The organism is Winogradskyella wandonensis, assembly GCF_004346845.1.
GTDB classification, from domain to species: Bacteria; Bacteroidota; Bacteroidia; order Flavobacteriales; family Flavobacteriaceae; genus Winogradskyella; species Winogradskyella wandonensis.
In genome coordinates, this window is record NZ_SMGI01000002.1 from 889,575 (window position 1) to 903,589 (window position 14,015).

A 14,015-nucleotide genomic window follows, 5' to 3' on the forward strand; every position below is an offset into this window, starting at 1 on the left:
ACCAAATTATTTCACATTTTATTTAGATGAAATAGGGACTTTCTTAGTTATTTTTGTTCGAATTGCTGTAACAATAAGTTATTTAGCAAGACAAACACTCAAAACTTTTATTAAATAAAACACTTAAAATGAAAAGAAGCTTAGTAAGTCTAGCCCTTTTATTGTTTGTAGGTTACTCAGCCTCAGCGCAAAAGGTGGAATTTGAAGAATTTGATTTAGAAAATGGTCTTCATGTTATTCTTCATCAAGATAATACAGCACCAGTTGTTATTACGTCTGTTATGTACGACGTTGGTGGAAAAGACCGTGAAAAAAACCGTACAGGATTTGCTCACTTTTTCGAGCATTTATTGTTCGAAGGCTCGGAAAATATTGAGCGTGGTGAGTTTATGAAAATTATTCCTGCTAATGGTGGTACATTTAACGCTAACACTTCCCAAGACCGTACCTATTATTACGAAATCTTTCCTTCTAATAAATTAGAATTAGGACTATGGCTAGAATCAGAGCGAATGCTTCATCCTGTTATAGACCAAGTTGGTGTGGATACGCAAAACGAGGTTGTTAAAGAAGAAAAACGCCAACGCTACGATGCACCTTATGGAAAATTATTAGAAGTAATCGGCGAGAATCTTTTCGAAGTACATCCGTATAAAGACCCAAATATTGGCTTCATGGAAGACCTTGATGCGGCAACTCTAGATGAGTTTAATGCGTATTTTGATAAATATTATGGTCCAAATAACGCTGTTTTAATCGTTGCTGGAGATATTGATAAAGAAAAAACAAAAGAATTAGTTAAACAATATTTTGGTGCGGTTAAACCAAGAGCAGAAGTCGTTAGAAACTTTCCAAAAGAAACACCTATTACCGAAACAAAGAAGGTAACAGCATACGACGCAAACATTCAAATTCCTGCAATTCTGGCAGCATACCGTTTACCTGGGCAGGCAAGTAGAGATGCTTATGTATTAGATATGATTTCTTCATATTTAAGTGGTGGGAAAAGTTCTGTTCTTTACAAAAAAATTGTTGATGAGCAAAAACAAGCGTTGCAGGTAGCTGCTGTAAATTTAGGGCAGGTTGATTACAATATCTTTGCCTTATTTGCCCTACCACAAGGCGAAACTACACTCGATACGCTTTTAACAGAAATGGATGAAGAGATTGCTAAAATGCAAACAGAATTAATTTCGGAGCGCGATTATCAGAAGCTTCTTAACCAATTCGAGAATCAATTTGTAAATTCTAATTCTAGTGTTGCTGGTATTGCAAGTTCTTTAGCAACCTATTACATGCTATACGGCGATGTTAACCTTATTAATACACAATTAGATTTATACCGTTCTATAACAAGAGAAGAAATTAGAGATGTGGCTAAAAAATATTTAAGCCCAAATCAACGTGTTGAAATCCAGTATTTACCTAAAAAAGACGAAGAATAAGATGAAGAATTTAAAACTAAAATTAGCTGCTTTTGCTGGTGCTGCTTTAATGACACTTGGCGTAAATGCACAAATAGATAGGTCTCAAATGCCAGAGGCAGGACCAGAACCAGAAATTAACTTATCAAAACCAGATGAGTTTCAGCTTAAAAACGGCATAACTGTGATGGTAGTAGAAAATAATAAGCTACCACGCGTATCGTACCAGTTAAGTATTGATAACAAGCCTTATGTTGAAGGCGATAAAGCTGGTGTGGCAAGTATTCTCTCCGCAATGTTAGGAAACGGGACAACGTCTATCTCTAAAGACGAATTTAATGACGAAGTCGATTTCTTAGGTGCAAATATCAATTTTGGATCCAGTGGAGGATTTGCAAGTGGTCTTGTAAAATATGCAGACCGTATTGTAGAATTAATGGCAGATGCAGCTATTAATCCTTTACTTACCGAAGAGGAATTCAAAAAAGAAAAAGATAAATTAATCGAGAACTTAAAAACCGATGAAAAAAGTGTGGATGCAGCAGCAGGGCGTGTTGTTGGTGCTTTAGCATATGGTAAGGACCATGCGTACGGAGAGTTTGTTACTGAAGAAACGGTTAAAAATGTAACATTTCAAGATGTATTAGATTTTTACAAGGTTAGATTTGCACCTAACAACGCGTATATCGTTGTTGTTGGCGATATCGATACCAAAACCGTTAAGAAACAACTAAAAAAGCATTTCGGTAAATGGAAAAAAGTAGAAGATTTACCTAATCTTCCTAACCCAGAGTTAACGGCTAATGTCTCAGAAACACAAATTAATTTTGTGGATATGCCAAATGCAACACAGTCTAATATTTCTATAACCAATAATGTAGATTTAAAGCAAAGTGATGAGGATTATTTTGCAGCTTTAATGGCTAACAATATCCTTGGAGGAGGAGGCGAAGGCTATTTATTTAAAAACCTTCGTGAGGACAAAGGCTATACCTATGGTGCATACTCTAGTTTAGGTGCAAACCGATATGGTGTATCTCGTTTCAATGCTAGTGCAAAAGTGCGTAACGCTGTTACAGATAGCGCTGTCGTAGAATTTTTAAAAGAGATAAAGCGCATTAGAACAGAACCTGTAGACCCAACAACGCTTCAAAACGCTAAAGCAAAATATGTAGGAAACTTTGTTATGGCATTAGAGCGTCCACAAACTATAGCAAACTATGCCTTAAATATTAAGCGTAACAATTTACCACAGGATTTCTATGCAAAGTATTTAGAAAACATAAACAATGTCTCTGTAGAAGACGTTCAGCGTGTTGCAAATAAATATTTTAAAGCAGATAACGCAAGAGTTGTTGTTGTGGGGAAAGGTGCTGATGTTTTACCAAATTTAGAAAAAGTAGGTTTACCTATTAAATATTATGACAAGTACGCCAACGCTACGGAAAAGCCTGTATTCTCGAAACCATTACCAGAAGGATTAACAGCTTCTGATGTGATTAAAAATTATGTAAATGCTGTTGGAGGTGAGGCAAAACTTAGAGATGTAAAATCGACCTTGTCTATGGCCGATGTAACCATAGCTGGAGCACCTTTTAAGCCAAAAGCAATTATAAAACAAATGGCGCCGAACATGTTCTCTATGGAGATGAGTATTGAAGGTATGGGTACAATTATGAAGCAAAAGTTTGATGGTAAGTCGGGATATCAAGAACAGCAAGGGCGTAAAATTCCGATGTCAGAAGACGATGTTAATGCACGTAAAACTGAAAAAGGACTTTTTCCAGAAATCTACATGGAAGCGGCAAATATTGCTCTAGAAAGTTTAACCGATGTAGATGGTACTGATGCTTATAAAATTGTTGTAACCAAAGACGGAAAGACTTCGGCTAGATATTACGCTGCCGATACAGGTTTACTAATTAGAACTGAAGAAACCCAAGAAGCAGGTGGGCAATCTATTACGTCTATTACAGATTTTTCAGATTATAAAGAAGTAAACGGTGTAATGATGCCGCAGAAAATGACAATTACTGCAGGACCTCAAGTTTTAGAACTTAATATGACGGAGGTTAAAGTTAACGAAGGTGTAAGCGCCGAAGATTTTAACTAAAATATATACTACTAAATCTTAAAACCGAAGTCGAAAGGCTTCGGTTTTTTTATGTTCTTCTGTTGTTCGCAATATAAACACCAGCCAATATTACTAATGTAGCTAGTCCTTGCATAGGTGTAAAAGCTTCACCATCTAATAGACCCCAAATCAGGGCAACGATAGGCATTAAATAGGTAACTGATGTAGCAAAAACGGGAGTAGATATTTGTATTAACTTATTAAATAACACTTTTGCTAAGGCAGTTCCAAAAACAGATAAGATTACAACACAAAGGATGGCTGTCCATATGGTTTCAGAATTAAATGTAGTAGCAGAGAAAAAATCTGTAAAAAGTAATACAATTAGTGCAGGCACAACAATAAACACATAATTACCTGCTGCTATAGTCAAAGGTCTTACATCTTGTAGATGCTTTTTTATAATATTTACATTAGCTGCATACATCAAGGTCGAAAGAATTATAAAACCAGCATATAAATAGTTTTGATTAGGATTTATTTCCGAACCTCTAAAAATTAAAACTGCTGTTCCAATAAAACCAATTATTACACCCAAAAGTTGCCTTCTTGTCGAAGTAATTTTAAATACTGCAGCACCCATTAAAACTGTGTTTAAGGGTACTAATGAATTTAAAATAGAGGTAATCGCACTATCAATCTCTGTTTCGGCGATTGCAAATAAAAAAGCAGGAAAAAAAGAACCTAAAAAGCCAGAAATCGCAATCCATTTCCATTGTGGTTTTTTAATATTTTTTAAGCTAGTGTAACCAAATGTTAAAAGAATAATTCCCGTCAGAACATTTCTAAGTCCACCAATCTGAAAAGGTGTTAATCCATTTAAGGCTTTTTTTATAAGGATAAAAGAACTTCCCCAAATGATAGATAAAATGACCAAATACAGCCATTTCGTGTTAATATTTTTCATAAAAAATAATTAGCGGTCACAAAATTCGTTAATTATTTTTCAAGAAACCGCCTATTTATTAGATTTGTTCACTTTCTAAATATTAAAGTTTTATGAAACTATTTAAAAATCTAATCGCAGGACTTTGTATAACATTGGTTGTTGTTGGTTGCAAGAACAATGCTGAACCAGAAATTGTAAGTGTAGAAACAGCAACTTCAAAAAAAGCGGAGACACCAAAACTAGACCCTAATGCAACATATGCTAAAGTAGAGTTTAGTATAGATGGTATGACTTGTGCTATGGGTTGTGCCAAAACCATCGAAAAGAAAATGGCGAAGATGGAAGGCGTAAAAATGGCTAAGGTAGATTTTGATAAGCAGTTAGCTATGGTCGAATACGACGAAGCCAAAGTAACACCAAATAGCCTTACGGAAGCTGTTGCAAAAGTAGGAGACGTTTACAAGGTTAAAGATTTAAAAGTCGTAGACGAGTTTTCTACAGAGAAGAAAACAGAAGCGAAGCCATGTAAAGCGGACTGCAAGATGGACTGTTGTAAAGACAAATCTAAAGACGAAAAGGCGAAAATGGCCTGTGCTAAAGATTGTGACAAACCATGCTGTAAAGCAGATAAGGCTTAAGCATATTTAAATTTAATACCACAAAACGCTATTCTTCTGAATGGCGTTTTTTGTTTTATATAGCTTGGAAAAATACTAAGGCTAGCACTATGCAAGCTAAAGGTAAAACTATAAGTTTCCACGGTTGAAGCTTTTGACGTTTCGACTTCGCATTTAAAATAGTTCTACGCTTTCCGTTATAACGCATCCAATTTTTTAAATAAATAAAAAGCACACACAATACAGACAATAGTATAGCTTTTTCTGAACTTATTTTACCAACATTAAGCTGACTGGCAAAAGCAGCAAAGAAACAGGCTAAAAGACCATAAAACGATATTTCAACGAAGCAAATATAGTGCAAGGCTATTTGCATGACCTTTCTACCAAGTTTTGGCTTTAAGTAATTTAAAAACGAAATATATAACGTATCAAGCATTTGGTAAAAATAAAAAACCGCACCTAACTCGGTGCGGTTTTATTTGAAATAAAATTTAGTCTAATTAAAGAACTGTAATTTTCACGTTGTCGATATCAATAGTCATGTTTTGATTGGCTGTATCACTACCTGTGTATCTAAAGGCAATGTATGCAGTACCAGTAACAGACGATAAGTCTAATGGTCCAGAATTTACAAAATTAAACCAGTTACCTGGGTCAACGATGTAACTCTTAGTGAAAGGTAATGATGTCCAAGTAGCACTTGTTACACCTGCTTCAGTACCATCGAAATCGTTAGACCATAATACCTCGATTGGGTCATGACCAGAATCTGGAAAGGCGTGCTGCATATCAAAAGATAAAATTTCGCCGCTTTGTGCATCCATATCAATAGATGGTGTAATTAACCAACCGATGTTAGAGGCGTCTCCAGAGCTAAATGCAGAGAATCTAGCAGTACCGTTACCGCTAAACACATCTTCTCTCCATGGTCTAGAACCAGCTTCGATAAAGTTAATCCATCCTGGTGTATCAAAATCTGTGTTATCTGTAGCTTCTTGGAAGTCTGCTATAAAAACTGGATCACAACGCTCTCCTGTCATGTCAACATCTTCAGGTGAGTTGATAACAACATTAAATTCGTCTCCAAAGAAGTTTTTCTGCAATACGGCAGTCATCATTCCTCTACCAGAAGGTAGCGTTAAGCCTTTAAAATCGGCAAAAGTACTTGTAGCAAAAACTGTAGAAGCACCGGTAGTACAATCTTCTAATGTACGCTCACCATCAAACTGATCGAAAGGCTCAGAAGCATAGCTTAATGCGTTTGGCGTAACAGCCTGAGATTTTAAAAATTGTACATTATCTAAGGTTATTAATAAATTAGTTTTGTCATCTGAGAAGTCTGCAATACCTAATGCTAAAGGCACCATAGTAGCTACTTCTGCAGAGCGAATAATAAAGTCGTTTTCAACAGGAGCAGGGATTTTACCAATACGCTCACCATCTCTTGGGCCAACAGTTAAAACACCGTTAGAAATACCTGCAACTAATCCGTTTAATTTAACAAATACTTTACGACCAACTTCGTAACGGATAAATAATGGATTAACATCTACAAGAACTCTAATTCCGATTGATGGATTTTCAGGTGCATCTTGAAGGATTAATTCTTCAAAGTAGTTTCCACCTTCATCAGAAGAAATTACATAGCCTTCTACTAAAATATCGTTTCCTTCACTTGGAAACGTAAATAAGGTATCGTCATCAGAGTAATCTAATTGACCGCCACCTTGTTCTTGGGCTAAATCGCCAGCAACAGAGCTAATAGGTATAATTTGCTCACCGTTATTAAATACAGGCTCTACTACAGCGGTATTTGGCACGCTAAAATCGTCGTCTTCTACACAGCTATTAAAAGCTACTAAACCGATAAGTAGAAGGATTAATTTATTAATTTTTAAAGTTTTCATTTTCTATGTGTTTTATTTTTTCTTTTTCAATTAAAATCTTACGTAAACATTTAAGTAATACGTTGTTCCGGTTCCGAAGAAATAACGAGAACCAAAAACTGGTCCATTGTCTCTAGATTGGTCTTCTCTAATTCTTCTAAAATTAGCAAGCCTAGACTGTTCGAAACCACCAGTTCTATAATCTTGATTAAATACGTTATTGATAGTCGCAAAGAAACCTATGAAATAATCATCAACTTTCCAAGATTTTCCACCGATTACGTTTACAAGCATGTAATCATCAAATTGTTCTTGTTTTAATAATTCTTTAGCTAAAACAGGGTCGTAATCGTTAAATGTATTACCATCAAAATCTGAAGTAAAGTTAGCAGATCTTGCTAGATTACTAACGTCTATATAAGCATTAGAGAAGAAGTTACTTGTAACACCGATGTTCCAGAAGTCTGGGTCACGATACTCGAAGCCCAATTGAAATGCACGCTCTGGTCCGCCAGCGACATGTACATCTTTAAGATTTGTAGTTCCATCTCCAAATCGTAATTGTCCTGGGAAGTTTACACTAGTTAGGTATAAATCTGGATTATTTTGAAACGTAAACTGACCAACAGATGCAGCACCTTTAAGTTTAATTGTAGGCGTAACTTGTGCTTCTATACCAACTTCTAAACCAACGTGACGTCTTTCGATATTGGTTAATATCTCTTGAACGAATGCATCACCATTATCAACACCTAATCCAGCTAAGTCTTCTGTAAAATAGAAGCCAATATCACTACCATTTTCAAAACCAGAATAAAAACCAGTAACTCTAGCTTTCACTATTGGAGAGCGGTAGATGTAGCTTACATCTACGGATTGAATGTCTTCGCTTTCTAAACCAGTAACAGTTGCATTGGTCTGTCTAGCATTGCTAAACGAATTTCTAATGCCGGGCGCTTTTGTAAACTTACTAGCATTAACGTCTAATAAGTGCTTACCAGTAATTTTATAAGTAAATCCTGCTTTTACGCCATAGTTTGTAAATTCTAATTCTTCGCTTTTACCAAAAGAACCTGTTGGTCCTTCTCCAGAGAAAAAACCATTTTCGAAGATTCCGTTTCTTTGGTATGTCGTTCTAGAAATATTTCCGCCTAAATAAAAATCTATTTTATTGTATTTAAACTGAGCTTGCGCAAAAGCACTAGCAACTTCGGCATCTATCTCATAGTTATATTTATAACGATCACCTTCTCTTACAATACGATTAGGATTTCTTAAATCACTCTGAGCCAAATCTGCAGCAACATCGTCTGAGTCTGTAGTATTATCTTCTTCAGCAAAGAAATCTACATCTAGGTAACCCGTTCCGCCTAGCAAGTCTTCGACTCTAGCATAATTTTGGCTGTTTAATATTCTATAATTTACAGCAGCATTTAAACGAATATTTTCAGCTAAATCTGCATCTAAAATAGAATTAAAGCTCCATTGTTTATCTTCTATTACATCAGCCTGTATTGCGTAAAGAGAGTTGCCGCCTTGTGCCCTTAAACTTGCGTTGGCTTCGTAAAGTTGATTCCAGTTAAGTTGGCCATCATTTACAAAAGCTTCTTGTGCTATAAACGCTTGTTGGTAATCAAAAGCTGTTGGATTTTGGTCTTGTAAGAAGAAACTTGGAAGATTTTGGTAATAATCTGGATTTGGGTTACGTGCACCACCTAGAAAAACACTTTCGTTTCCAACAGTAACTAAACGCGTACCACCATTATCTATACGTGTATTAGCTATCTCTCCAAATTGGTAAGCTATATTTGTGTTTAAACGTACTTTTTTAGAAATATCCCAATAATGATTAAGCATTACTATAGGCTCTTCTATCTCTCTAATTCTAGAGTTACGTTGCTCGCCATTTAATTCGCCCCAAAATGGATTATATTGTCTCCCTTTTAAATCAAAAATCTCTTGAGTAATTGCTGTAGAACGTCCACGTCGGTTCTGAGCATAAATACTTGTTAAGTTAATGCTATGCTTGTCGTTAATTTTCTTTTCGACTGCACCAAATATAGAGTTAGCATCGTATAGTGTGCCATCTATAAAACCTTGCTCTCCATAACGTCTTGATAACAACACAGAGTAAGACCATCCGTCTGCTAAAAGACCAGAGCTATAGCTTCCCATAATACGGCCTTGGTAGCTTCTGTTAGCAGCTGCGTAAGAAATACGTCCACCTTTTCGGTATTTAGAAGCACGCATTACAATGTTATTTGTACCAGCTAAATCACCAAAATTATAGTCGTTAGCCGACATACCCATTGTAAATTCTTGGTTACGCTGCACATCGTTTAGTCCACCCCAGTTACCCCATTGCGGGCGACCGTTAAATTGTTTGTTCATTTCAATACCGTTGATAAGTACTTTACCATTGGCATTGTCTAAACCTCTAGGTCTAAAGAATGTCGCACTAAAATCAAACGCTGCAGCACTTAAAAAAACGTCTCTAGAGGCTTGTAGTAGCCCAGAGATATTGTCAGTAAGACCGTCGTCCTCACTATTTAAGTTGTCGTCGGAAATAGAAATAGTGTACAAATCTTTTTTGTCCGTAGGGTCAAAATCGAGTGTCATTCCAGAAATATCAACAGTTTTTCCTTCGTTGATTACTATTGGATACCGTTTAGTCTCGTAACCCACTTTTTCGATTTTAAGAACCTGCTCGCCTAAAGGAAGGTTAGTTGTAAAACTAAATTCACCCTTTGCGTCAGTGACTTTGGTTAATGTCGTACCCTCGATGGTTACTGTTACATCAGGAATTGGTTCTCCTGTAGTTCCGTCCAGAACACTTCCTTTCACCGTAGTTTGCTGAGCAACACTAAAAAGTGAAAAGGCGACTCCGAACAGAAAAAGTAAAAAACTTTTTTTCATGCTTAGTTTTTATATTGAATTAATTTAAGAAACCCTTAACAAAAATTTTAAGGGGATGCAAATTTACATTATTTATAATAAATACATACTTTTGGCATCTAATTTGCTTATGGCTTTACAATTATATAACATTACTAAATGAAATTTTTGAAATTCCCCCTAGTATTTATTACACTTTTCTTAACATTTGCAGTAAATGCACAGAAAGAAAAACGCTTTAAAATCCATACGGTTGCGTTCTACAACCTAGAAAATCTTTTTGATACCATAAATGACCCAACTAAATACGACGAAGCTAGCCCAATTATGGAAATGGCTGCGGCAAATAGAGCGGAGGTTTATGAGAAGAAAGTAAAGGGTATGGCTCGTGTCATCGCAGATATAGGGCGAGACCAAAGTAATAACTCACCTGCAATTATTGGCGTATGTGAGATTGAGAACAGAAAGGTTTTAGAGGATTTGGTTAATGACCCATTACTTTTACCAAAGGATTATGGAATTATTCATTTTGATGGGCCTGATGCACGTAGTATTGATGTTGCTTTATTATATCAAAAAGCGCTGTTTCAACCACTTAATTCTAGCTCTCATGAGTTAAAAATTTATGACGATAAAACGAGAGAACGTAAATATACTAGAGACCAGTTATTAGTTAGTGGAAAACTAGATGGAGACGACATCCATGTAATTGTAAACCATTGGCCATCTCGAAGCGGAGGTGAAGCCCGCAGTAGACCTAAGCGTGTGGCCGCAGCCAAAGTAACTAAACGTTTGGTAGATTCTTTGCAATCTATAGACCCGTACGCCAAAGTTTTTATCATGGGAGATTTAAATGACGACCCTACAAATGCAAGTGTAAAAGATGTTCTTAAGGCACAATCTAATAAAAAACGTGTTAAACTTAAAGGCATATACAACCCTTACGAAAATATGTTTAGAAAGAAGGGACTGGGTACCACAGCTTACCGAGATGCTTGGAGTTTATTTGATCAGATTATGATTACTAAGCCGTTGTTAGAGGACGATTATTCATCTTTTAGATTTTACAAAGCAGGGATTTACAATAAGCAATATTTAACAAATCCTAGAGGACGATTTGAAGGCTATCCATATAGAAGTTTTACAGATGGTGGATATACAGGTGGGTTTAGTGACCACTTTCCTGTTTATGTTTATGTCATCAAAGAAGTAGAAGATTAGTTTACACTGAGATAACAAATTAAAAAGGCTTCAATTAATGTTGAAGCCTTTTTTACGTTTTTTAAAACCATAAATTCCAAGGAATCATATATAAAACAAGTGCTAAAGCTATGGTGTAAAAAATAGCTAGCATCTTAAATTTTGGTTTAGAGACCAGTTTCTTTTTGTGTTTAGAGTAACCAATAGTAACTAAAGCTACAGCGATTAGCATTGTAGTTGGATGCTCAACAGCTAATTTTCTTATGGCACCATTTTTCATAACTTCGCCAACGCTCATTTCATCAAAATAACCTTTTGTAAACCAAAGAATGATGCCTATAAGTAACTGAATATGCATTGTTATTAATGCAAACAGTGAAATTCTAAAATCTTTAGCATCAAATTCTTTATCGCCAAAGAATTTAAATAGTGCATTAAGCGTAGCCAATATTAAAACCAATAAAACTAAATAGGCCCAATACGAATGTATAAACTGAAGTGTACTCATAATATATGTTAGTTAGAGATGCAAAAATACATAATTGAGGGTTAGAATAAATTATTCTGAAATAGTTATCTCATGCTTCAACTCATTTCCTATTTCATCTACAACAGTAATCACATGATTTCCAGCTTTTGGTAAAATGGCTAATTCATGAATATCTTTTGTTTTACCAACATAAGTTTCATCAATATACCAAAACAACTCAAATTCTGGTTTTGAGTGAGCTACTTTTAAGATTAAATCATTAGTGTTTCCATCAAAATCCTTCGGTAAAAAAATGGTGCTTTGTTGCGTTGGGTAAATAAACTCCATAGTTACAGAAGTAGACACTTTGCAGTCGCTTCGAAATGGTGGTAAGTCTTTATAAAATGGATTTTTACTTTTGTAATAAAACGCTTGTAATGGCGGAAGCGTAAACCAAGACTCACTTTTTATATTTAAAATATCCTCGCAAGACGAATTCACCTGAAATTGCTTCGAAGCATCTAAATGTACCAGTTTATGATACGGACAAGGTTCCGTTTTTTGTCCACTAATTTGAATAAATTTTGAAGACACCACATCGCATATTGAAGATGCGCGATAACCACTTTTATCGCAAATTTGTACTTCAATCATTTCGTCATATGGTTTATCAAACCAAGTACTTTTTGGGAGTAAATCAAACACGTCAAATAGAATTGGCGCAGCAGTTTGTACACCAACCAAACCTGGTCGACCTTCGCCATCGGCATTGCCAACCCAAACGCCAACCACATAATCTTTAGTGGTACCAATGGCCCAAGCATCTCTAAAGCCAAAACTCGTCCCTGTTTTCCAAGCAATCTCTTGAGATGAGTCATAATATTCCCAACTATCATCTTCTTCTGGGCGATTGACTTGCTTCATACTTTCAAACGTATGATAGATAGAGGCGGCGTCAAAAATGGTTTTTTCCTGAGAAAGTTTTCCAAAGTTTACTGCTGAATTAGAAAACGTAGGCTCACAAAATTCCTTCGTATAATATTGACTCGAATTTTCATTAAAATGATTTAATGTCGAAGCCATTGCCGCATAACTTTTACACAAATCCCACAGATTACTTTCTGCACCACCGAGAATTAACGATAAACCATAATGATTGGCGTTGTACTTCACATCCTTAAGGTTTAATTGTTTTAAATATTGATAAAATCTATCCAAACCAAAATCTTGGAGCATTCGCACCGCAGGAACATTCAGCGAGCGTGATAAAGCCATATCCGCAGGCACGGCGCCATCAAATTCTTTGTTGAAATTTTCGGGTTGGTAACTTCCAAATTGTGTGGGAATATCTGCCACCAACGTATTTGGTAAAATATCGCCTGCGTCAAGCATTGAAGCGTATAAAAACGGCTTTAAAATACTACCTGTACTTCTTGGTTTATCTATAATATCTACATTGTTTTGATGTGCTTTATCTGTCGGAGAATTACCGATATAGGTCAAGACTTTTCGTGTTTTTACATCCAAAACCAACACCGAAATATTATGAATTTCGTTCTGTTTTAATTGATTATAATGCTGTTTTACAATGCCATTGGCTTGTTCTTGTAAGCTAACATTTAGTGTGGTTTTAATGCGTTTTCCTTTATCTTTTTTTGCAATTTTTTGAAGTAAATGTGGCGCAATCTGAGGTAACGGATATGGTTTTTGTGGTAAACCTTCAGCTATAGATAATTCGTAAGTCAATTTGTCAATCGTGCCATTATCATAGATTTTTTTCAATAAACGATTGCGTTTTTTGAGTAATCGCTCTTGGTTTTTTCCAGGATAAATTAAACTTGGCGCATTCGGTAAAACTGCTAAGGTTGCACTTTCTGCCCAAGATAAATCTGAAGCATTCCTATTAAAATAACGCCAAGCCGCAGCATCAATACCTACCACATTTCCGCCGAATGGCGCGTGACTTACGTATAGATTTAAAATATCGTCTTTCGAATGTCTGAATTCTAATCGCGTAGCCAAAATAAGCTCTTTCAGTTTTTCAAAATACGTGCGTTTTTGTCCTTTACGTGATAAGCGAATGACTTGCTGTGTAATGGTACTTCCACCACGTTTTACTTCGCCAGAACTAATATTTTGCTTCAGCGCTTTAAAAATGGAAATAGGATTAAACCCAGGATGTTTGTAAAAATAATCGTCCTCAAACTGAAGAATACAGGTTTTAAATTTCTCTGGAATACTATCCGTTTCTGGGAATCGCCATTGTCCATCATCAGCTATTAAAGCACCTAATAATTGATTAGATTCACTTGTAATTACAGTTGCTGTTGGGTCTTTAAAAAGTTGCTTTGGTAAGCAGAAGTAATAGGCTATAAGCGCAATACAGATGATTGCGCTCTTGATTTTATTGCGTTTTATGTAGTTTATTATTTTCATTTTTTAGTGAATGTCACACTGAGCGCAGTCAAAGTGTCTTAAAGGAGATTTCTCGACTCCGC

General features: G+C 35.7%; 10 protein-coding genes. 4 read left to right on the forward strand and 6 right to left on the reverse strand.

All coding sequences use genetic code 11. The annotated features are described in order from the left end of the window. The first annotated feature begins 128 nt into the window (after positions 1-128). Both DFQ05_RS08790 and DFQ05_RS08795 read left to right on the forward strand, forming a co-directional pair. Positions 129-1,445, forward strand: a complete 1,317-nt coding sequence (locus DFQ05_RS08790; RefSeq protein ID WP_132705010.1) for a M16 family metallopeptidase — start codon at positions 129-131, stop codon at positions 1,443-1,445. A 1-nt stretch (position 1,446) separates the two neighbouring features. Beyond that, a complete protein-coding gene (locus DFQ05_RS08795; RefSeq protein ID WP_241974237.1) occupies positions 1,447-3,537 on the forward strand; it encodes an insulinase family protein in 2,091 nt (696 codons plus the stop codon). 49 nt (positions 3,538-3,586) lie between these two features. Here the strand turns inward: DFQ05_RS08795 and DFQ05_RS08800 are convergent, their stop codons facing one another. Further along, a complete protein-coding gene (locus DFQ05_RS08800) occupies positions 3,587-4,465 on the reverse strand; it encodes a DMT family transporter (RefSeq protein WP_132705011.1) in 879 nt (292 codons plus the stop codon). Between the two features lie 92 nt (positions 4,466-4,557). Here DFQ05_RS08800 and DFQ05_RS08805 point away from each other — a divergent pair, with 92 nt between their 5' ends. Continuing rightward, the gene (locus tag DFQ05_RS08805; RefSeq protein WP_132705012.1) at positions 4,558-5,085 is read left to right on the forward strand and encodes a heavy-metal-associated domain-containing protein; all 528 of its coding nucleotides are present in this window, start codon (positions 4,558-4,560) and stop codon (positions 5,083-5,085) included. A gap of 55 nt (positions 5,086-5,140) precedes the next feature. On the opposite strand, the gene DFQ05_RS08810 is transcribed toward DFQ05_RS08805, so the two are convergent. The 3 genes from DFQ05_RS08810 to DFQ05_RS08820 all read right to left on the reverse strand — a co-directional run bounded on the left by DFQ05_RS08810 (position 5,141) and on the right by DFQ05_RS08820 (position 9,869). Beyond that, positions 5,141-5,440 (reverse strand): hypothetical protein, encoded by a 300-nt coding sequence (locus tag DFQ05_RS08810; protein ID WP_241974238.1) that lies wholly within the window; start codon positions 5,438-5,440, stop codon positions 5,141-5,143. 127 nt (positions 5,441-5,567) lie between these two features. Continuing rightward, the gene (locus tag DFQ05_RS08815; RefSeq protein WP_132705014.1) at positions 5,568-6,974 is read right to left on the reverse strand and encodes a DUF5689 domain-containing protein; all 1,407 of its coding nucleotides are present in this window, start codon (positions 6,972-6,974) and stop codon (positions 5,568-5,570) included. Positions 6,975-7,004: 30 nt separating this feature from the next. After that, on the reverse strand, positions 7,005-9,869 hold the full coding sequence (locus tag DFQ05_RS08820; RefSeq protein WP_132705015.1) for a carboxypeptidase-like regulatory domain-containing protein: 2,865 nt from the start codon (positions 9,867-9,869) through the stop codon (positions 7,005-7,007). Between the two features lie 138 nt (positions 9,870-10,007). Here DFQ05_RS08820 and DFQ05_RS08825 point away from each other — a divergent pair, with 138 nt between their 5' ends. Beyond that, positions 10,008-11,069 (forward strand): endonuclease/exonuclease/phosphatase family protein, encoded by a 1,062-nt coding sequence (locus DFQ05_RS08825; protein ID WP_132705016.1) that lies wholly within the window; start codon positions 10,008-10,010, stop codon positions 11,067-11,069. A gap of 61 nt (positions 11,070-11,130) precedes the next feature. On the opposite strand, the gene DFQ05_RS08830 is transcribed toward DFQ05_RS08825, so the two are convergent. Together DFQ05_RS08830 and pbpC are read right to left on the reverse strand one after the other, a co-directional pair. Continuing rightward, complete coding sequence (locus tag DFQ05_RS08830; RefSeq protein ID WP_132705017.1) at positions 11,131-11,559, reverse strand: hypothetical protein; 429 nt, start codon at positions 11,557-11,559, stop codon at positions 11,131-11,133. 48 nt (positions 11,560-11,607) lie between these two features. Next, positions 11,608-13,953 carry a penicillin-binding protein 1C gene (gene pbpC, locus DFQ05_RS08835; RefSeq protein WP_132705018.1) on the reverse strand — a complete coding sequence of 782 codons (2,346 nt, stop codon included), beginning with the start codon at positions 13,951-13,953 and terminating at the stop codon, positions 11,608-11,610. Positions 13,954-14,015: the final 62 nt, after the last annotated feature.

Excerpts from the sequence above, each read along its gene's own strand:
- DFQ05_RS08790 (WP_132705010.1), top strand. The coding sequence starts at position 129 with ATGAAAAGAAGCTTAGTAAGTCTAGCCCTTTTATTGTTTGTAGGTTAC.
- DFQ05_RS08820 (WP_132705015.1), bottom strand. The coding sequence starts at position 9,869 with ATGAAAAAAAGTTTTTTACTTTTTCTGTTCGGAGTCGCCTTTTCACTT.
- DFQ05_RS08805 (WP_132705012.1), top strand. The coding sequence starts at position 4,558 with ATGAAACTATTTAAAAATCTAATCGCAGGACTTTGTATAACATTGGTT.
- pbpC (WP_132705018.1), bottom strand. The coding sequence starts at position 13,953 with ATGAAAATAATAAACTACATAAAACGCAATAAAATCAAGAGCGCAATC.
- DFQ05_RS08795 (WP_241974237.1), top strand. The coding sequence starts at position 1,447 with ATGAAGAATTTAAAACTAAAATTAGCTGCTTTTGCTGGTGCTGCTTTA.
- DFQ05_RS08810 (WP_241974238.1), bottom strand. The coding sequence starts at position 5,440 with ATGCAAATAGCCTTGCACTATATTTGCTTCGTTGAAATATCGTTTTAT.
- DFQ05_RS08815 (WP_132705014.1), bottom strand. The coding sequence starts at position 6,974 with ATGAAAACTTTAAAAATTAATAAATTAATCCTTCTACTTATCGGTTTA.
- DFQ05_RS08825 (WP_132705016.1), top strand. The coding sequence starts at position 10,008 with ATGAAATTTTTGAAATTCCCCCTAGTATTTATTACACTTTTCTTAACA.
- DFQ05_RS08800 (WP_132705011.1), bottom strand. The coding sequence starts at position 4,465 with ATGAAAAATATTAACACGAAATGGCTGTATTTGGTCATTTTATCTATC.